Origin of the sequence: Pseudomonas sp. GM18, from assembly GCF_000282195.1 — a bacterium.
Lineage (GTDB): Bacteria > Pseudomonadota > Gammaproteobacteria > Pseudomonadales > Pseudomonadaceae > Aquipseudomonas.
This window is the reverse complement of the sequence record NZ_AKJT01000080.1, coordinates 14,262-34,053: the sequence shown is the minus strand read 5'-3', so window position 1 is coordinate 34,053 and position 19,792 is coordinate 14,262. Positions and strand designations below refer to the sequence as shown.

At 59.6% G+C, this 19,792-nt stretch carries 17 protein-coding genes; 7 read left to right on the top strand and 10 right to left on the bottom strand.

What is annotated here, in order from left to right; genetic code table 11:
• Positions 1–141: 141 nt before the first annotated feature.
• Positions 142–447, bottom strand: coding sequence for a hypothetical protein (locus tag PMI21_RS07965; protein WP_007940226.1), 306 nt, complete (start codon positions 445–447; stop codon positions 142–144).
• 132 nt (positions 448–579) lie between these two features.
• On the opposite strand from PMI21_RS07965, the gene PMI21_RS07970 reads away from it, so the two are divergent.
• Positions 580–786 carry a hypothetical protein gene (locus PMI21_RS07970; protein WP_007940225.1) on the top strand — a complete coding sequence of 69 codons (207 nt, stop codon included), beginning with the start codon at positions 580–582 and terminating at the stop codon, positions 784–786.
• 38 nt (positions 787–824) lie between these two features.
• Here the strand turns inward: PMI21_RS07970 and PMI21_RS07975 are convergent, their stop codons facing one another.
• The 8 genes from PMI21_RS07975 to PMI21_RS08010 form a co-directional block, all read right to left on the bottom strand.
• Positions 825–1,853 (bottom strand): nucleoside hydrolase, encoded by a 1,029-nt coding sequence (locus tag PMI21_RS07975; protein ID WP_007940224.1) that lies wholly within the window; start codon positions 1,851–1,853, stop codon positions 825–827.
• 33 nt (positions 1,854–1,886) lie between these two features.
• Positions 1,887–2,291, bottom strand: a complete 405-nt coding sequence (gene rbsD / locus PMI21_RS07980) for a D-ribose pyranase (RefSeq protein ID WP_007940223.1) — start codon at positions 2,289–2,291, stop codon at positions 1,887–1,889.
• Positions 2,288–3,205, bottom strand: a complete 918-nt coding sequence (gene rbsK / locus PMI21_RS07985) for a ribokinase (protein WP_007940222.1) — start codon at positions 3,203–3,205, stop codon at positions 2,288–2,290. Before rbsK ends, rbsD begins: the two co-directional genes overlap by 4 nt.
• 75 nt (positions 3,206–3,280) lie before the next feature.
• Positions 3,281–4,300, bottom strand: a complete 1,020-nt coding sequence (locus PMI21_RS07990; RefSeq protein WP_007940221.1) for a LacI family DNA-binding transcriptional regulator — start codon at positions 4,298–4,300, stop codon at positions 3,281–3,283.
• A gap of 3 nt (positions 4,301–4,303) precedes the next feature.
• Positions 4,304–5,281, bottom strand: a complete 978-nt coding sequence (locus PMI21_RS07995) for an ABC transporter permease (protein WP_007940220.1) — start codon at positions 5,279–5,281, stop codon at positions 4,304–4,306.
• A complete protein-coding gene (locus PMI21_RS08000) occupies positions 5,278–6,831 on the bottom strand; it encodes a sugar ABC transporter ATP-binding protein (protein ID WP_007940219.1) in 1,554 nt (517 codons plus the stop codon). The genes PMI21_RS07995 and PMI21_RS08000 overlap by 4 nt, the downstream gene beginning before the upstream one ends.
• Before the next feature lie 56 nt (positions 6,832–6,887).
• Complete coding sequence (locus PMI21_RS08005; protein WP_007940218.1) at positions 6,888–7,844, bottom strand: sugar ABC transporter substrate-binding protein; 957 nt, start codon at positions 7,842–7,844, stop codon at positions 6,888–6,890.
• A 175-nt stretch (positions 7,845–8,019) separates the two neighbouring features.
• A complete protein-coding gene (locus PMI21_RS08010) occupies positions 8,020–8,472 on the bottom strand; it encodes a hypothetical protein (RefSeq protein WP_007940217.1) in 453 nt (150 codons plus the stop codon).
• Positions 8,473–8,809: 337 nt separating this feature from the next.
• Here PMI21_RS08010 and PMI21_RS08015 point away from each other — a divergent pair, with 337 nt between their 5' ends.
• The 3 genes from PMI21_RS08015 (at position 8,810) to PMI21_RS08025 (ending at position 11,047) form a co-directional block, all read left to right on the top strand.
• Positions 8,810–9,898: an asparaginase gene (locus PMI21_RS08015; RefSeq protein WP_007940215.1), complete on the top strand. Its 1,089-nt coding sequence runs from the start codon at positions 8,810–8,812 to the stop codon at positions 9,896–9,898.
• A gap of 164 nt (positions 9,899–10,062) precedes the next feature.
• Positions 10,063–10,353, top strand: a complete 291-nt coding sequence (locus tag PMI21_RS08020; protein WP_007940214.1) for a DUF1654 domain-containing protein — start codon at positions 10,063–10,065, stop codon at positions 10,351–10,353.
• A 4-nt stretch (positions 10,354–10,357) separates the two neighbouring features.
• A complete protein-coding gene (locus PMI21_RS08025) occupies positions 10,358–11,047 on the top strand; it encodes an endonuclease (RefSeq protein WP_007940213.1) in 690 nt (229 codons plus the stop codon).
• Between the two features lie 103 nt (positions 11,048–11,150).
• Here the strand turns inward: PMI21_RS08025 and PMI21_RS08030 are convergent, their stop codons facing one another.
• On the bottom strand, positions 11,151–12,614 hold the full coding sequence (locus PMI21_RS08030) for a glyceraldehyde-3-phosphate dehydrogenase (protein ID WP_007940212.1): 1,464 nt from the start codon (positions 12,612–12,614) through the stop codon (positions 11,151–11,153).
• Positions 12,615–12,968: 354 nt separating this feature from the next.
• Between PMI21_RS08030 and mfd the strand changes: the two genes are divergently transcribed.
• From mfd to PMI21_RS08045, 3 genes are read left to right on the top strand one after another with little or no spacing between them, the layout of a single operon-like run.
• A complete protein-coding gene (gene mfd, locus PMI21_RS08035; protein ID WP_007940210.1) occupies positions 12,969–16,418 on the top strand; it encodes a transcription-repair coupling factor in 3,450 nt (1,149 codons plus the stop codon).
• Positions 16,419–16,428: 10 nt separating this feature from the next.
• Positions 16,429–17,007, top strand: a complete 579-nt coding sequence (locus tag PMI21_RS08040) for a CsiV family protein (RefSeq protein WP_007940209.1) — start codon at positions 16,429–16,431, stop codon at positions 17,005–17,007.
• A gap of 11 nt (positions 17,008–17,018) precedes the next feature.
• The gene (locus PMI21_RS08045) at positions 17,019–19,712 is read left to right on the top strand and encodes a DEAD/DEAH box helicase (protein WP_007940208.1); all 2,694 of its coding nucleotides are present in this window, start codon (positions 17,019–17,021) and stop codon (positions 19,710–19,712) included.
• The last annotated feature ends 80 nt before the right edge of the window (positions 19,713–19,792 follow it).

Sequence of the window (19,792 nt, the reverse complement as noted above, 5' to 3'; positions counted from 1 at the left end):
GCAGAGATCGTGCGACCGCCATTTTGGTGTTTGGTTTCAAGGCGGGCGCTATCACCCTGCCCTCGGTCTGGACGAATGGTGAGTTTGCCTGAGCATCGCCCTACCGTTCATCCCGCAATCGTGACTGAATATGAACAGCGTTCAATAGACGTCGATGTAGTCGTACGGCGGATTCGGCCAGTTCTCTTTCAACGCGTTGAAGATCTGCATGACCCACACCTCATCGCTGGCTGCGACTAATCCGACATAACCCGAACCCTTGGCCCATGTTTCCAGGCGAAACAGCAGCCCGTCGATATCAGTACCGCCCACGACACCCGACGAAATGTAGGCGATGCCGCCCTTGGTGACCCGCAACTGGGTGTGCTCATCGTCGCTGGCAGAGGCCAGTAGCTGACGCACTGCTTCGAGGGTCAAGCCGTCAGGAGTGTTCAAATCGATCTGCACAGCGCAATCCTTGAAAATTCGTCAAAGACCAAGTGTCGCATAGCCCTCCACTGATGCCTAAGTCGGAGTGCCAAACGTCCTGCAAAATGGTTAACTCGACACTCAGACTTTCCCGACTTCACGAGCGCCATCATGACCACCGTAAGCATCGAAGCCAATATCACAATCAAGTGGCCACAGGGTCACAGCTCTTACAGCCCGGGCAGTCCGGAAGAGCTGGCAATCATTGGTATCGATTTGCTGGTCAAGGAATTGGGGACGCAGGCCGCCCAGACCTTCATCACTCAGGTTCTCGAGAGGTACCCTGCCGACTACATGGGCGCAACGGATACCGAGTAGCGGAAAACCCCGCAGGTTGGCACCTGCGGGTCTATGGCTTACTTCAAGCGAGCCAGGCGCTGGGTCAGCAGATCGAAGAAGCCCTGAGCATCGCCATTTTCAACCCAGAAGGCATTCTTCGGTGCCTTCAGGCCGTCATACCAGTCGACAATGGTCTGACCGAAGGTCGGCCCTTCACGACTGTCGACCACCACGTTTACCGAACGACCGGTAAACAGTTCCGGCTTGAGCAGGTAAGCGATGACCGTGGCGTCATGCACCGGGCCACCCGGAATACCGTAGTGCTCCATGTCGCCTTTGACGTATTCGTTGAGAATATCGCCCACCAGTTTGCTGGCATTGTTGTTCAGTGCGGCGATCTGCTTCAGGCGCGCTTCACTGGTAAGGATCTTGTGAGTCACGTCCAGCGGCAGATACGTCAGCTTGACGCCACTCTTCAGCACCACCTCCGCTGCCTGTGGGTCGGCAAACAGGTTGAATTCGGCCACCGGGGTGATGTTGCCACCATTGAAGTGCGCACCGCCCATGATCACCACTTCCTTGATGCCCTGAACGATTTCAGGCTCCTGGATCAGCGCCAGGGCCAGGTTGGTCTGTGGACCGAGCATGGCGATGGTGATGCTGTGGGGCTTGGCGGCCTTCAGCGTATCGATCAGATAGTTGACCGCATTGCCTTTGGCCAGGCCTTTCTTCGGCTCGTGCACGGTGACACCCGACAGGCCTTCCTTGCCGTGGATGTTCTCGGCATAGATCGGCGTGCGCATCAGCGGTTTCGGTGCGCCCGCGTAAACAGGCACCTCTTCGCGGCCCGCCCATTCGCGGGCCAGGCGCGCATTACGCGAGGTCTTGTCCAGACGCACGTTGCCAGCGACGGTGGTCAGCGCACGAATGTTCAGTTCTTCCGGCGAGGCCAGGGCAAACAGTAAGGCGACCACGTCGTCGGCACCCGGATCGGTGTCGATGATCAAGTCGATCTTTTGCGCCGCGTGGGCGCTTGTTGCGGTAATCAGGGACAAAAGCAGCAGACTCCGAAGCAGGTGATGCAGTTTCTGAGCATAGCGGTGCATAGCGCACTCCTTGTGCGTGGGAAGAACGGAAAGTTAGAACGTTACGCCAGCCACCAAAATGATGTTGCAGTACGGCTGACATTCGCCTGTACGAACAATCGCCCGAGCCTGTCGGCTGAGCGCTTTGAATTGGTCATGACTGAGCAGTTCGCGCCGACCAAGCGCATCGTCGGCATTCAGTTCATCCAGGGTGCTCAAGGCCGACGGCTTTTTGTCCAGAATTTCATGGGCCAGCACATGGCTTTCGACCTGCATTTCGCTGAGTACGACCTTCAAGGTACTGATGAAATCCGGAATGCCGTGGGTCAAGGCCAGGTCGATCAATTCAACGCCGGGCGGTACCGGCAGGCCGGCATCGCCGATCACGACGGTGTCGCCATGGCCCAGGGATGCGATCAGCCGCGACAACGCGACGTTGAGCAAAGGTGTCTTTTTCATGGTGCTTTAAACGCCTGTACGTCGGACAAGGTAGGAATCGAAGGTTGCGCGCCAGCCCGGGTGACCGACAGCGCAGCGGCAACCTGACCGAAACGGATCGCCTCGGCCTCGCTTTTGCCGGCCGCCAGGGCCGCAGCGAAACCACCGACAAACGTGTCGCCGGCCGCGGTGGTATCGACCGCCGTCACTGTCGGTGCCGGGAAATGCTCGAAGCGTGTGCCATTGGCGAATAGCGATCCCTGGGCGCCAAGGGTGATGATCACTTTACCGGCGCCCATGGCGATCAAACGGGTTGCGGCGGCTTCGGCAGTGCTCAGGGAATCCACCGGCAAACCGCTCAAAGCCGAGGCTTCGCTTTCGTTGGGAATCAGGTAATCGATGGCCGCATACCAATCCGCCGGCAACGGGCGACTGGCCGGCGCCGGATTGAGAATCACGGTTTTGCCCAGCTCACGTCCGCGTTTCAGCGCATGGCCGACCGTGGCATCCGGCACTTCCAGCTGACAGATGATGACATCCGCCGTCTGCAACACGCTGTCGAAACGATCAATCACCTCAGGGGTCAGCGCGCCGTTGGCACCGGCAACAATCACGATCGCGTTCTGACTGTTGTCATCGACCACGATCAACGCCACACCGCTGGAATCTTCGACTGTACTGACTGCCTGGCAATCGATCTGCTCGGCCAACAGCGCTCCGCGCAGCGCTTCGCCATAAGCGTCGCTGCCGACACAACCGACCATCGACACCTGCGCTCCCAGGCGCGCCGCGGCCACGGCCTGGTTCGCGCCCTTACCGCCGGAAACCGTGGCAAATGACTGGCCGATCAGCGTTTCACCACCACGGGGCAGCCGTGGCGCCCGGGTTACCAGGTCCATGTTCAGGCTGCCTATTACCACTACTTTTGCTGGCATACATCTTTACTCATCAATTCGATTTCAGCGGTGCTTTTTGTTTAGCGGTGCTTTCGGCTCAACGGTGCTTTTTGTTTAGCGATACTCAGCAAACACACCAGCCAGCGGCGCGGTCGATTCCCGCAGGACAATACTGGGCGTCACGATGCGCTGATCGGTCGCCAGATCCGGCGCGGCAATCCGGCGCAACAACACCTCGGCCGCCATCTCGCCAAGTTGCAGGATCGACTGGCCCACGGTGGTCAACGCCGGATAGACGTAACGGCTCATCTGGATATCGTCGAAGCCGATCACCGACAGCTCGGTGGGTACACGAATATTGCGCTCGGCAGCAGCGCGTAACACACCGATGCCGATCATGTCGTTGCCGGCGAAGATCGCGCTGGGCGGGTTCTTTTCCAGCAGGATTGCGGCGGCGTTGTAACCGCCGGTGCTGGTGAAGTCGCTTTCCAGCATGCGCTCGCGCGGCACCTCGACACCCGCCTCTTTCAACGCACGGCAATAACCGGCCAGACGCATCTGCGCCACGCTGGTACTCGCCGGTCCGCCAATCGTGGCGATGTCCCGATGCCCCAACTCCAGTAAGTGCCGGGTCGCCAGATAGGCGCCGTATTCGTGATCGATGCGCACCAGGTCCGCATCGACACCCTCCAGGTCACGGTCGACGATCACCATCGGCGTACGCACGCCCGTCAGGCCTTCAGCCAGGCCGCTGTCACCACCGGCAGACGCAACGATCAAGCCGTCGATGCGTTTTTCCAGCAGCACGCGAAGGTAGCTGCGCTGTTTGTCCAGGTTGTCGTCGGAGTTGCAGAGGATGACGCAATAGCCGTTGCGCTCGCAGTAATCCTCGATGCCACGGGCCAGCTCGGCGAAGTACGGGTTGAGGCTGTTGGGCACCAGCAGGCCGATGGTTGCGGTGGTTTTCGCTTTCAACGAGCGGGCCACAGCGCTGGGCACGTAGTCGAGGCTTTTGATCGCCGCCTCGACCTTGATTCGCACTTCCTCACTGACCGGCCGCGTCTTGTTCACCACGTGGGAAACCGTGGTGTAGGAAATGCCCGCGAGTGCCGCTACATCCTTGATCGTTGCCATGACTCAGGTCCGCCGGCTTGCGCGCTGACTGCGATAGGTATCGAGCACCACCGCCACCACGATAACCGCACCGGTAATGATGCGTTTGGTTGGCTCGGTCGCGCCGATCTGCGCCAGACCGGCCGCCAGTACGGAAATGATCAGCACACCGAAGAAGGTGCTGATGACCGAACCGCGCCCGCCCATCAGGCTGGTGCCACCGATCACCACCGCGGCGATCACTTGCAGCTCCAGACCGGAACCGGCATTCGGGTCCGCCGCTTCCAGGCGAGAAATCTGAAACAACGCAGCGATACCGGCCAACAGCCCCATCAGGCTGAACACCAGAATCTTGTAGGGCTTCGGATTGATCCCCGCCAGACGCACCGCCTCTTCGTTGGTGCCGATGCCGATCAGATAACGACCGAACACCGTACGCGTCAGCACAGCCTGGGCGATGAAGATAATCAGCAAGGCAATGATGAACGACGGCGAGATGCCGAACGCGATCGGGTTGGACAGCCAGGCGAAGGCATCACCGATGTAGGCGGTGCGCGAACCCGTCATCTGATACGCCAGGCCACGTGCCATTTCCAGCACACCGAGGGACACGATGAACGACGGAATCCGCCAGGCCACGGTAATCGAACCGGTGATGGTGCCCGCCAGTGCCGCGGCGCCCATTCCCAGCAACGCCGCCGGCAGCACGCTCCAGCCCCAGCCGAGAATCGCCACGCTGACCGTCGACGCCGCCAGCGCCAGCACCGAACCCACCGACAAATCGATTCCGCCGATGATCAATACGAAAGTCATGCCGACCGCCAGCACCATCAGATCGGGAATCTGGTTGGCCAGGGTGCTGAAGGTGTCGTAAGACAGGAAATGGCTGCTCAACACAGAGAACAGCGCGACCATCGCCAGCAAGGCACCGGCCAGGCCCAGGTAAGTGCCGAGGCCGTAAAAATTGCCACTACGTTTGCCGACCAGAGTTGCAGTATTCATGGAAGATCCCTAGGCGCTGCTTCGTTGAGCAACGCATCACGTTTTTGGTAGCCGGCGAACGCGGCGGCAAGCAAATCATCCTGGGTCCAGCTGTCACGCTCGAAGGTGTCGATCAGACGACCTGCCGACAGCACACCAATGCGGTCGCAGATCAGCATCAGTTCGCGCAGGTCGCTGGACACCACCACCAGTGCTTTGCCCTGACGGGTCAACTCACCGAGCAAGGTATAGATGTCGAACTTGGCGCCGACGTCGATGCCTCGGGTCGGCTCGTCGAACAGCATCACCGTGCAGTCGCGCTCCAGCCAGCGGCCGATCACGACTTTCTGCTGATTACCGCCGGACAGTTCCGAGACCAATTGTGTCGGGCTGGAACTACGAATGCGCATGGCGTCGATCTGGCGCTGAGCCAACGACATCTCGTCAGCGTTGTTGACGAAGCCGCCGCTGGAAATCACCGGCATATTGCCCAGGGCAATGTTGGCACTGATCGATTGCGTCAGTAGCAGGCCTTCGCCCTTGCGATCTTCGGTGATCAGCGCTATGCCATGACCGACCGCGTCGGCCGGCGAACGAATATTCACCACCTGAGCCGGCGAACCCAGCGCGACGGTGCCGCTGTCGGCTGCATCGGCACCGAAGATCAGGCGCAGCAACTCGGTGCGCCCTGCCCCGATCAAACCGGAGATCCCGAAGATCTCGCCGGCGCGCACTTCGAAGGACACATCGCGAACCTTGTCGGAACGGGTCAGCCCTTTGACCGTCAAGGCCGGAGCACCGATATTGCGCGGGCCCATGTCGATGTGTTCGCCCAGCTCACGGCCGACCATCAGGGTGACCAGTTGCTCGCTGTTGTAATTGGCCATCGGCTCGACACACACCAGGTTGCCGTCACGCAATACCGCAATGCGCTGGGCCACCCGTGCCAGTTCTTCGAGGCGGTGGGAAATGTAGATGATCGCCACGCCGCGCGCCTGCAGGCGAGTGATCTGCTCGAACAGCATTTCGACTTCACGGGCCGTCAGCATCGCGGTCGGCTCGTCGAGGATCAGCACATGGCAATCGCCGATCAGGTTGCGGGCGATTTCCACCATTTGCTGGTGGCCGATACCCAGCTCACCGACCAGGGTGTCCGGGTCAATGGCGTCGAGACCGACCTGAGCCATGGCCTCGATCGCCGCCCTGCGCAGTTGCTTGCGGCTGATCCAGCCACCGAGGCTGGGCAGGTTGTCGAGGAACAGGTTTTCCGCCACCGACAATGTCGGCAACAGATTGAGTTCTTGCATGACCATGCGGATGCCCAGCTCTTCGGCCTGGCTGCGGCTGCCGGGACGGTAATCCTGCCCCTGGAATCGCATCTGGCCGGTGGTCGGTGTGACCAGTCCGCCAATGATTTTCGATAGCGTGCTTTTGCCGGCGCCATTCTCGCCGGTCAGCGCCAGCACTTCGCCGCGCATCAGCGTCAGGTCGATGCCGGTCAGGACAGGTTGAGCGTAGGTCTTACCGATACCGCTGACCGAGAGGACAGCGTTCGGGGCGGAAACTGACATAAAAACTCTCCATGTGCTCGCCCCAAGAGGCGAGCACCGTTGTGTCGCCAGAAAGACTACTTGGTAACCAGCTCTACCGGAGTTTCGATGACGCCGTTGGCGCCGCTATCGACTTTCTCGCCTTTGATGATTTTCAGCGCGGTCTCGATGCCGAACACCGCTTGCCGGGCAGCAAACTGGTCGGCGGTGGCCAGGACGCGACCGTCCTTGAGCATTGGCTTGATCGCATTGATGTTGTCGTAACCGACCACTTGCACCTTGCCGGCCTTGCCCGCGGCACGCACGGCAGAGACCGCGCCGACCGCCATGCTGTCGTTGCCGGCCAGCAGGGCCTTGATGTTCGGGTATTCGCTGAGCATCGACGAGGCCACCTTGCCGCCCTTGTCGATTTCCCAATCGCCAGACTGCAGGGACACGACTTTGATCTGCGCCGCTTCCATCGCATCCTTGAAGCCGGCAGTGCGCTGCTGGGCGTTGGTGGTGGTGGAAACGCCTTCGATGATGCCGACTTCGTCACCGGCCTTCAGTTCCTTGGCCAGGTATTCACCCACCAGACGCGCGCCTTTGCGGTTGTCCGGGCCTACGAATGGAACGGTGATGTTTTTGCTTTTGACGACAGCCGGGTCCAGCTGGTTATCGATGTTGATCACGGTGATACCGGCATCGACTGCTTTCTTGATGACCGGGACCATGGCCTTGGAATCTGCCGGAGCGATGACCAGCGCGTTGACCTTGGACAGGATCATTTGCTCGACGATGCGCGTCTGCCCGGCCGTGTCCGTTTCGTCCTTGATGCCGTTGGAGATCAGCTCGAAGTCGCCGGAGTGGTCCTTCTGGTAGGCCTTGGCGCCGTCTTCCATGGTCAGGAAGAACTCGTTGGCCAGGGATTTCATGACCAGCGCGACTTTAGGTTTTTCAGGGGTTGCGGCGAATGCCGAAGAGACAGGCAACGCGGCGGATGCGGCAGCCAGCATAGCGACAGCGAGAAGACGTCCAGCGAATGGCAGCTTCATGGGTTCACTCCGATCTTATGATTATTCTTAGCAACGCTTGCGCTGGCTCATCAATGGATCAAACCATCGACGGCGACCGCGCAAACGTTTGCGTAGACCGAACTATGCGAACCCTGCCGAGATTTGTCAACGCCCCGTTCTATGTCTCGATTGGCAAAAACCAACCCGTTTTGCATCACGCCGTGGTGTTGACCAGACCGCCACTGCTGGAATCCTTGGCCAGCTCCTTGACCAGATTGCCTGTCACTTGCGCGAGCGCAGCACTGGTATCGGCGATTTGCCCCTGGATCGTCATGACAGCGGTGGCCTTGGCTTCCGGGGTCGGATAATTCGCTGCCTGAGCGGCCGCCAACTGTTGCTGCTGTTCGCGCAGCTGCTGCTGCAGCTCCTGCATGCGCTTGAGCAATACCTGCACCGCAATACTCTGATTGCTGGTTTTCTCGGATTTGCTTTCGCCCTGAGCCGCCGCACCGCCACCGGTTCTGACCTGGTTGTCGTCGCCCTGCTCTTCGCCCAGCGCCTGGGCCGAGGCGTCGGAGGTTGCTTCACTCAAGTCGCTGATGGTCGCCGGGGACTTGCCCCCGATAGTGATAGCGCCTGCATTTGCAAAACCGACAGTAAACGACATGTGAACTCCTGAAAAAAAAGATTCCTTTAAAGGAGCATCGACCTACGTGCGGGTTTCTTTAGCACCGATTTTAGATTTTGCAAGGCGACCTCCTCGATGAAGGTCGGAGAGCCGAACATAAAAGCTGAGCCTATTCGGAAACCCGGACGGCCGGGCGCGAAGTATCGCCAGACACGGCAACAATATTGATAAAAATCATCAGGTTAAAATATCACCTCCTCCAGCGTCCGACTGGTACAGATCCTGCTCTTCCTCTCCACCCCCAGCGTTCAGATCTGCTTGGGGCGCTTCTAGATGAACCTGCATCTGCACCGTCTCACTACTAGAGAAAACAATAATGAAATCTGCCTTCAACACTTTTATTCCGGGTGCTTTGGCCCTGCTTATGCTTCTGCCTACCGCCCTTCAGGCAAAAGAAGTCGAAACCCGACAGAAACTGGCGAACGTGGTAATCCTGGCCACCGGCGGTACCATTGCCGGCGCGGGCGCCAGCGCCGCCAACAGCGCCACCTACCAAGCGGCGAAAGTCGGCATCGAACAATTGATCGCAGGAGTTCCGGAACTGAGCCAATTGGCCAACGTTCGCGGCGAACAAGTCATGCAGATCGCATCCGAAAGCATCACCAACGACAACCTGCTGCAACTGGGGCGTCGCGTGGCTGAACTGGCCGACAGCAAGGACGTCGATGGCATTGTCATCACTCACGGCACCGACACCCTGGAAGAAACCGCTTACTTCCTGAACCTGGTGGAAAAAACCGACAAGCCGATTATCGTCGTCGGTTCCATGCGCCCTGGCACCGCCATGTCGGCCGACGGCATGCTGAACCTGTACAACGCCGTCGCCGTGGCCAGCAGCAAAGACGCGCGCGGCAAAGGTGTACTGGTGACCATGAACGATGAAATCCAGTCAGGTCGCGATGTCAGCAAAATGATCAACATCAAGACCGAGGCATTCAAAAGTGCCTGGGGCCCGTTGGGCATGGTGGTCGAAGGCAAATCCTACTGGTTCCGCCTGCCGGCCAAGCGTCACACCATGGACTCGGAATTCGACATCAAAACCATCAAGAGCCTGCCTGACGTCGAAATCGCCTACTCCTATGGCAACGTCAGTGACACCGCCTACAAATCCCTTGCTCAGTCGGGCGCCAAAGCCATCATCCACGCCGGCACCGGCAATGGCTCGGTATCGTCCCGCGTGGTTCCCGCCCTGCAGGCCCTGCGCAAGGACGGTGTACAAATCATTCGCTCCTCCCACGTCAACGCTGGCGGTTTCGTGCTGCGTAACGCCGAACAACCTGACGACAAGTACGACTGGGTTGTGGCTAACGACCTGAACCCGCAAAAAGCCCGCATCCTGGCCATGGTCGCACTGACCAAGACCAACGACAGCAAAGAGCTGCAACGGATGTACTGGGAATACTGATTCGCCCTCGCCCGACCCGTTCGCGGTCGGGCACCGCTGTCACCACTCGCCAGTCCTGGCGAGTGGTTCACGACCTCTTTCCGATAAAAAATCTCCCTTCGCCCTACACCAAATGGAAAAAACCACTGTCAGAGGATTTTCTTGAATTTTAAGCAGTTGCGAAAATGCCTACAGTTAAATACTGTATGCACGTACAGCTTAATAAGGATAACTCCGTGGCCACCACCTCTGCCTCTCCTGACGCTTACGAACGCCTGGGTATGCGCGTTCAGAAAATCATCAATTCCCCCACCGCCCAGAAAGCCAAAGCTGCACTGATCTTCCGTCTTCCGGACGAACCCGTGGATGAGTGGGAGCGTTTGCTCGAAGAAATCGACGAGAACGACAACGTCACCCTCGCCCATCGCGACGATGGCGGTGTGCAGATTTTCTGGGTTGTGCCGAAGGAAGATTGAGTCAATGAGCGTCCGCTGGCTTGCTTTGCTGTTTCTGCTCATCACCCTTGGCGCCCAGGCTGACGCCCCACGCACCTTCAACGAAGCCAAGAAAGTCGCCTGGAAGTTGTACGCTCCGCAATCCACCGAGTTTTATTGCGGCTGCAAATACACCGGCAACCGTGTGAACCTCGCCGCCTGTGGTTATGTGCCACGCAAAAACACCAAGCGCGCCTCGCGCATCGAGTGGGAACACATTGTCCCGGCCTGGCAGATCGGCCATCAGCGTCAGTGCTGGCAACAAGGCGGTCGCAAGAACTGCACGCGCTACGACCCGACCTATCAAAAAGCCGAGGCCGACCTGCACAATCTGGTGCCGAGCATCGGCGAGGTGAATGGCGATCGGAGCAATTTCAGTTTCGGCTGGCTGCCCGTGCAGTCGGGTCAATATGGCTCGTGCCTGACTCAGATCGACTTCAAGGCGAAGAAGGTCATGCCCCGTCCTTCCATTCGCGGCATGATCGCCCGGACGTATTTCTACATGAGCAAGCAGTACGGCTTGCGCCTGTCGAAACAGGATCGGCAATTGTATGAAGCCTGGAACAAGACCTACCCGGTTCAGGCCTGGGAACGTCAGCGCAACCAGAGCGTGGCGTGCGTGATGGGCCGCGGCAACGAGTTTGTCGGGCCCGTAGACATGAAGGCCTGCGGCTAACCGGCTGCCAGGACTTTCTCCCGGCAGATTGCGCCCTCGCCAGGCGCACAAACAAAAAAAACGCCCCGACCGAAGTCGGGGCGTTTTCATGTGCGGCTAAGGCTTAGCGCGGGAATGCTGGCGGGTTTACACCGGCCATGTCTTCCATCACGCGAACAACCTGGCAGCTGTAACCGAATTCGTTGTCGTACCAGACGTACAGAACAACGCGGTTGTCGTTGCAGATGGTCGCTTCAGCGTCCACTACGCCTGCGTGGCGCGAGCCCACGAAGTCGGTGGAAACCACTTCCTGCGAGTTGACGAAGTCGATTTGCTTATGCAGATCGGAGTGCAGCGCCATGTAGCGCAGGTACTCGTTCATCTCTTCGCGGGTGGTGGCTTTCTCGAGGCTCAGGTTGAGAATGGCCATCGACACGTTTGGTGTCGGAACGCGAATCGCGTTACCGGTCAGCTTGCCAGCCAGCTCAGGCAGCGCCTTGGCGGCAGCAGTGGCAGCACCGGTCTCGGTGATAACCATGTTCAACGCGGCGCTACGGCCACGACGATCGCCTTTGTGGAAGTTGTCGATCAGGTTCTGGTCGTTGGTGTACGAGTGAACCGTTTCAACGTGACCATTGACGATGCCGAACTTGTCGTTGACAGCTTTCAGCACCGGCACGATGGCGTTGGTGGTGCAGGAAGCGGCAGAAACGATCTTGTCGTCAGCGGTGATTTCACCGTGGTTGATGCCGTGAACGATGTTCTTCAGCTTGCCTTTGCCAGGCGCGGTCAGAACCACGCGGTCGATACCCGGGCAGGCCAGGTGCTGGCCCAGGCCGTCGGCGTCACGCCATACACCGGTGTTGTCCACCAGCAGCGCGTTTTTGATGCCGTACTGGGTGTAGTCCACTTCAGTCGGGTTCTTCGCGTAGATAACCTGGATCAGGTTGCCATTGGCGGTGATGGTGTTGTTGGCTTCATCAATGGTGATGGTGCCATTGAACGAACCGTGCACCGAGTCGCGACGCAGCAGGCTGGCACGTTTGACCAGATCGTTCTCGGCGCCCTTGCGGACAACGATGGCGCGCAGACGCAGGCCGTCGCCACCACCGGTTTTCTCGATCAGGATGCGCGCCAGCAGACGGCCGATACGACCGAAGCCGTACAGGACAACGTCGGTGCCGGTACGGCCGGAACCATTCTGCTTGCCGACCACATCAGCCAGTTCGTCACGGACGAACGCTTCGGCGGTACGGCCATTGCCTTCGGCCTTGAACTTGACGGCCAACTTGCCCAGATCTACCGAAGCGGCGCCGAGCTTGAGCTCGCTCATTGCCTTGAGCAGCGGGAATGTTTCGTGGACGGACAATTCGCTGTCATCGGACTGGCGATGGCGAGCAAAGCGGTGAGCTTTGAGGATCGCGATGACAGACTGGTTGATCAGACTGCGGCCATAGATCGAGCTCACCACGTTGTTATTGCGGTAGAGCTGACCGATAAGCGGAATCATCGCTTCTGCGAGTGCTTCACGGTCGATCCATTCACCAAGACACTGGTCGGGCTTCTGAGTCACGGGAACCTTCCACATGTAGGGGCAGAAAAAAGGGGCTACATTATGCCGCCGAGTCCCTTCCGTAGCAATGCGCGCCTGTCGCAGGAGCGGTAACAAAATTCCGTTCAAAAAAATCACGCCCCGCGCCAGCCCAGTAAATACGGGGCTTTCAGCACAGTCAAATTTTCGACGATGACACCACAGTGTCCGTAACCCTCCGTAACACTGGGCGGTTTCGGCACTACATTTTCACTGTTAAAGCGCTAGTTTTTGTCATTACCACTACATTTTGCCCAACCTGTGTGTATAGACACAGTCTGCAACTGACAGCCGGCACTCGAGACCGTTACAATTGCCGACTTTGTCGCAACGCTTGGAGCTCAACCTTCCGTGCCCGTTCTGCGTCTACCGCTTCTCCCTGCCGCGGCAGGTAAACAGCACTGGGGCAACCTGCCCGGTGCCGCCTTGAGCCTGGCCATCGCCGAGGCCGCTAGCGCTGCCAAGCGCTTTACCCTGCTACTGACCGCCGACAGCCAGAGTGCCGAACGGCTGGAACAGGAGCTGAGTTTCTTCGCCCCGGATTTGCCTGTTCTGCACTTCCCCGACTGGGAAACCCTGCCCTACGACCTGTTCTCGCCACACCAGGACATCATCTCGCAACGCATCGCCAGCCTGTATCGGCTGCCGGAACTGATGCACGGCGTGCTGGTGGTGCCGATCACCACTGCCCTGCACCGTCTGGCGCCGACCCAATTCCTGCTCGGCAGCAGCCTGGTGCTGGATGTCGGCCAGAAACTCGATGTCGAACAGATGCGCACCCGGCTTGAAGCCACCGGTTATCGCTACGTCGATACCGTTTACGAGCATGGCGAATTCACCGTGCGCGGCTCGCTGATCGACCTGTTCCCGATGGGCAGCAAGTTGCCTTATCGCATCGACCTGTTCGACGACGAAATCGAAACCCTGCGCACTTTCGATCCGGAGAACCAGCGTTCCATCGACAAGGTCGACTCGGTCAAGCTGTTACCGGCCAAGGAATTCCCGCTGCAGAAAGAAGCCGTGACCCGCTTCAAGGCGCGGTTTCGCGAGCGCTTCGATGTCGACTTCCGGCGCTGCCCGATCTTTCAGGACTTGAGCAGCGGAATCACCCCGGCGGGTATCGAGTACTACTTGCCGCTGTTCTTCGAGGAAACCTCCACGCTGTTCGATTACCTGCCCCAGGACACGCAAGTGTTTTCCCTGCCGGGCATCGAACAGGCCGCGGAAAACTTCTGGAACGATGTGCGCAACCGCTATGAAGAGCGCCGTGTCGATCCGTCCCGTCCTTTATTGCCACCGGCCGAGTTGTTCCTGCCGGTGGAAGACTGCTTTGCACGCCTGAAGAGCTGGCCCCGTGTGGTGGCCAGCCAACAGGATGTCGAAACCGGTGTCGGCCGCGAGCGCTTCCCGGCTCAGCCGCTGCCGAACCTGGCCATCGAAGCCAAGGCCACTCAGCCGTTGGCGGCGCTGGCCAGTTTCCTCGACGAATTCCCCGGCCGCGTGCTGTTTACCGCCGAGTCCGCGGGCCGTCGTGAAGTGTTGCTGGAGTTGCTGGAACGCTTGAAGCTGCGACCGAAAACCGTCGACAGCTGGCCGGACTTTGTCGCCAGCAAAGAGCGCCTGGCGATCACCATTGCGCCGCTCGACGAAGGCCTGTTGCTGGACGACCCAGCCCTGGCCCTGGTTGCCGAAAGTCCATTGTTCGGCCAGCGCGTGATGCAGCGCCGTCGCCGCGAAAAACGCGCCGACGCGAACAACGATGCAGTGATCAAAAACCTCACCGAGCTGCGCGAAGGTGCGCCGGTGGTGCACATCGATCATGGTGTCGGCCGCTATCTGGGGCTGACGATCCTGGAAATCGACAACCAGGCCGCCGAGTTCCTGACCCTCGAATACGCTGAAGGCGCCAAGCTGTACGTGCCGGTGGCCAACCTGCACCTGATTGCCCGCTACACCGGCAGCGACGATGCCCTCGCGCCGCTGCACCGCCTCGGCTCCGAGACCTGGCAGAAAGCCAAGCGCAAAGCTGCCGAACAGGTGCGCGATGTGGCCGCTGAATTGCTCGACATTTATGCCCGTCGCGCCGCTCGCGAGGGTTATGCCTTCGCCGACCCGAAAGCCGACTACGCGACCTTCAGCGCCGGTTTCCCGTTCGAAGAAACCCCGGACCAGCAGACCACCATCGAAGCGGTGCGCGAAGACATGCTCGCGCCGAAACCGATGGATCGACTGGTCTGCGGCGACGTCGGTTTCGGCAAGACCGAAGTGGCCATGCGCGCGGCGTTCATCGCGGTGCACGGCGGCCGTCAGGTGGCCATTCTGGTGCCGACCACCCTGCTCGCCCAGCAACACTACAACAGCTTCCGCGACCGCTTTGCCGACTGGCCGGTGACCGTGGAAGTGATGAGCCGCTTCAAGTCGGCCAAGGAAGTGAACGCCGCGGTTGCGGACCTGGCCGAAGGCAAGATCGACATCGTCATCGGCACGCACAAGCTGCTGCAAGACGACGTAAAAATCAAAAACCTGGGGCTGGTGATCATCGACGAGGAGCATCGTTTCGGTGTCCGTCAGAAAGAACAGCTCAAGGCACTGCGCAGTGAAGTCGACATCCTGACGCTGACCGCCACGCCGATTCCGCGCACGCTGAACATGGCGGTGTCGGGCATGCGCGACCTGTCGATCATCGCCACACCGCCGGCCCGTCGTTTGTCGGTGCGCACCTTCGTCATGGAACAGAACAAGAGCACGGTCAAAGAGGCCCTGCTGCGTGAGTTGCTGCGCGGCGGCCAGGTCTACTACCTGCACAACGACGTGAAGACCATCGAGAAATGCGCCGCCGACCTCGCCGAACTGGTGCCCGAAGCGCGGATCGGCATCGGCCATGGGCAGATGCGCGAACGTGAACTCGAACAGGTGATGAGCGACTTCTATCACAAGCGCTTCAACGTGCTGATCGCCTCGACCATCATCGAGACCGGCATCGACGTACCGAGCGCCAACACCATTATCATCGAGCGCGCCGACAAGTTCGGCCTGGCCCAGCTGCATCAATTGCGCGGCCGGGTCGGTCGCAGTCACCACCAGGCGTATGCTTACCTGCTGACACCGCCACGCCAGCAAATCACTCCCGACGCGGAAAAACGTCTGGAAGCGATCGCTAATACCCAGGACCTCGGCGCGGGCTTCGTGCTCGCCACCAACGACCTGGAAATCCGTGGCGCCGGCGAACTGCTGGGCGACGGCCAAAGCGGGCAGATCCAGGCCGTGGGTTTCACGCTGTACATGGAAATGCTCGAGCGCGCGGTGAAGTCGATCCGCAAGGGCGAACAGCCGAACCTCGATCAACCGCTGGGTGGCGGTCCGGAAGTCAATCTGCGTGTACCGGCGTTGATTCCCGAAGACTACCTGCCGGACGTCCATGCTCGACTGATTCTCTACAAACGCATTGCCTCGGCCACCGATGAGGAAGGCCTCAAGGACCTGCAAGTGGAGATGATCGACCGCTTCGGCTTGTTGCCGGAACCGACCAAGAACCTGGTACGGATCACGGCGCTGAAATTGCAGGCCGAACAGCTGGGCATCAAGAAAGTCGACGGCGGCCCGCAAGGCGGTCGCATCGAGTTCGCGGCACAGACCCCGGTCGACCCGCTGACGCTGATCAAACTGATCCAGAGCCAGCCCAAACGCTACAAATTCGAAGGCGCCACGATGTTCAAATTCCTCGTGCCGATGGAGCGCCCGGAAGAACGCTTTAATACTGTAGAGGCGCTATTCGAGCGCCTCATTCCGACCACTGCTTGAAGGACGCCGCATGCGCCTGTTTCGCTCACTGACCTTGTTGATGACGTTGTTGATGTCGCTGCTCGCCTCGACCGCGTTTGCCGATGATCTGTATCAGGTTGAAATGATTCTGGTACGGCAAAACGCCGTGCCTGCCATCGTCAGCCGCGCCGCGCCAGAAGACTGGGCTGCCGGTGCCCAACGCATCAGCCCCGACAGCTTTCGTACGCCAAGCCTGAATGCCGAAGTGGAAAAACTCACCGCCAGCAACGAATACACGGTGTTGCTGCACAAGGCCTGGCAACAGAACCTGGGTGAAGAAACCAGCAAAATCGCGATCAGCGAAGGCAAGGAACAGTTTGGCCAATTCCCGATCGAGGGCACGTTGAACCTGAAACTGGGGCGTTTCACTGACGTCGACGCCGACTTCTGGGTCAATAACATTGACACCAACGGCATGGTCACCGCCAGCGAACGCCTGAAGCAGGAAAGCCACACCAAGAACGGCCTGCTGAACTTCCTCGACAATGGCCACCTGGGCCTGTTGATCAAGATCACCTCGCTGACCGCCCCTGCGCCTCGGCCAGTCCCCGATGAAATTCCGGACTGATTGAAGCCCTTATGTCCTCCGCGACCCTGAGCAAACCCCTGGCAACATCCTGGGTCAGCCGATTCAAGGAACAGAGCCTGGAACGTGGCCGTCGCTACGCACTGGAGAACCGCGTCAGGATCGTCGAAGTCGGCGACGCCACCATCACCGCCAGTTGCGAAGGCTCTGGCGGTAACGTTTACCGTCAGACCATTCGCCTGCGCGAGTCGGCCAAAGGCACCTTGCTGATGATCGACGCCACGTGCACCTGCCCGGTTCACAGCAACTGCAAACATTGCGCAGCAGTGCTGCTGCAAGTGCAGGAAACCCTCGCATATCCGGCCGCCGCGAAAGACGCCGAACTGCTGGAAAAACTTCAGGCCGTACTGGAAAACCGTAGCCCGAAAGCGCCGCCGCAAGTGCTGGTGGACAACGTGCAACCGGTGCCGCGCCTGTGGCTGGCGAGCATCGAGTTCAGCGCCTTCGAACCGCGCAACGGCAAGATGCAGCGCTACATTCAGCATCGCGCGGCATTGTCCTTCAGCTATCTGGACGAATACGTCAGCGGACAGAAAAACGCCGACATCCTGATTCGTCAGGAAACACAGACGCTGCGGATAAAACGTCACCCGGAAGTCGAACAGACCTACAGGGAACAGCTACGGATCCTCGGATTCAAAGTCGCCACCCGACAAAGCAAGGCCTTGCCGGAAAGTGCCGGCGAACTCTACGAGATGGTCAACGACAGCGCTTGGCTGACCTTCACCCTCAACGAACTGCCGAAGTTGCGCACCCAAGGCTGGGAGTTACAGATCGACGAGGATTTCGGCTTCGACCTGACCGCCGTGGACGACTGGTACGCCACCGTCGAGCAGGCACCGGAGCGCGACTGGTTCGACCTGGAACTGGGGATCATCGTCAACGGCGAACGCCTGAGCCTGCTGCCGATCCTGTTGAACCTGGTGCGCTCCCACACCGAAATCCTCAACCCGGAACGGCTCGCCCGACGTCGCGACGACGAACTGATCCTGGTGAACATTCCGCAACGCCGCAGCACCGACCAAGGCCCATTGCAGGTAGCCCTGCCCTTCGGCCGCCTGAAACCGGTGCTGGCCACCCTCGGCGAGTTTTATCTGCAAGAGCCCGGCGAAACCACGCTGCGCCTGAGCAAGGCCGACGCCACGCGACTGAACCCGCTCGAAGACCTGCCGCTGCTCTGGGAAGGTGGCGAGCAGATCCGCACCTTTGCCCAGCGCCTGCGCGACATCAAGGACCACACCGCCGCCGCGCCCGAAGGTTTGAATGCCACCTTGCGCCCGTACCAGCTCGAAGGCCTGAGCTGGATGCAATCGTTGCGACAACTGGAAGTCGGCGGGATTCTCGCGGACGACATGGGCCTGGGCAAAACCCTACAAACCCTGGCGCACATTCTCAGCGAGAAGAATGCCGGGCGCCTCGATCGGCCGTGCATGGTGGTCATGCCCACCAGCCTGATTCCCAACTGGCTCGACGAAGCGGCGCATTTCACGCCGCAGCTCAAAGTGCTGGCGCTGTACGGCATCAGCCGCAAAAAGCATTTCGGCAATCTGGCCGATTACGACCTGATCCTGACCACTTATGCACTGCTGCCCAAAGACGTCGAACGCCTGGCCGCGCAGCCATTGCACGTTCTGGTGCTGGATGAAGCGCAGTACATCAAGAACCCCAACAGCAAAGCCGCCCACGCCGCCCGTGAGCTGAATGCTCGCCAGCGTTTGTGCCTGAGTGGCACGCCGCTGGAAAACCACTTGGGCGAGCTGTGGTCGCTGTTCCACTTCCTGCTGCCAGGCTGGCTCGGTGACGTGAAAAGCTTCAACCGCGATTACCGCGTGCCGATAGAAAAGCGTGCCAGTGAAGTACGACTTCAACACCTGAACGGTCGGATCAAACCGTTCCTGCTGCGCCGGACCAAGGAACAGGTGGCCACCGAACTGCCGCCGAAAACCGAGATTGTCCATTGGGTCGAGCTCAACGAAGCCCAGCGCGATGTGTACGAAACCATGCGCCTGGCCATGGACAAAAAAGTCCGCGACGAGATCACCCGTAAAGGCGTGGCGCGCAGCCAGATCATCATTCTTGAGGCGCTGCTGAAGCTGCGCCAGGTGTGCTGTGATTTGCGCTTGGTCAACGACGCCGCCCTGCCTGCCCGCGGCAGCACCTCCGGCAAACTCGATAGCCTGATGGAAATGCTTGAAGAGCTGTTCGAGGAAGGTCGGCGGATTCTGCTGTTCTCGCAGTTCACTTCAATGTTGTCGCTGATCGAGGACGAGCTGAACAAACGCGGCGTGGTGTATGCGATCCTGACCGGCCAGACCCGCGACCGACGCACGCCAGTGAAGGAATTCCAGAGCGGCAAGCGTCAGATCTTTCTGATCAGCCTGAAGGCTGGCGGTGTGGGCCTGAACCTGACCGAAGCCGATACGGTGATTCACTACGACCCTTGGTGGAACCCGGCGACGGAAAATCAGGCAACTGACCGCGCGTATCGCATTGGCCAGGAGAAGCCGGTGTTCGTCTACAAGATGATTGCCAGGGGCACGGTGGAAGAGAAGATTCAGCATCTGCAGAAGGAAAAGTCCGATCTGGCCGCAGGCGTGCTGGATGGGCGCAAGACTGGGGACTGGAAATTGCAGAGCGATGATATCGAGGCGTTGTTTGCGCCGTTGCCGGAAAAAATTGATAAGTAGCAGGGATAGTCAGACCTCCATTGCGAGCAAGCTTGCCCCCACAGGGTGAGCATCAATCCTGCGGGAACTTGCTCGCGAAA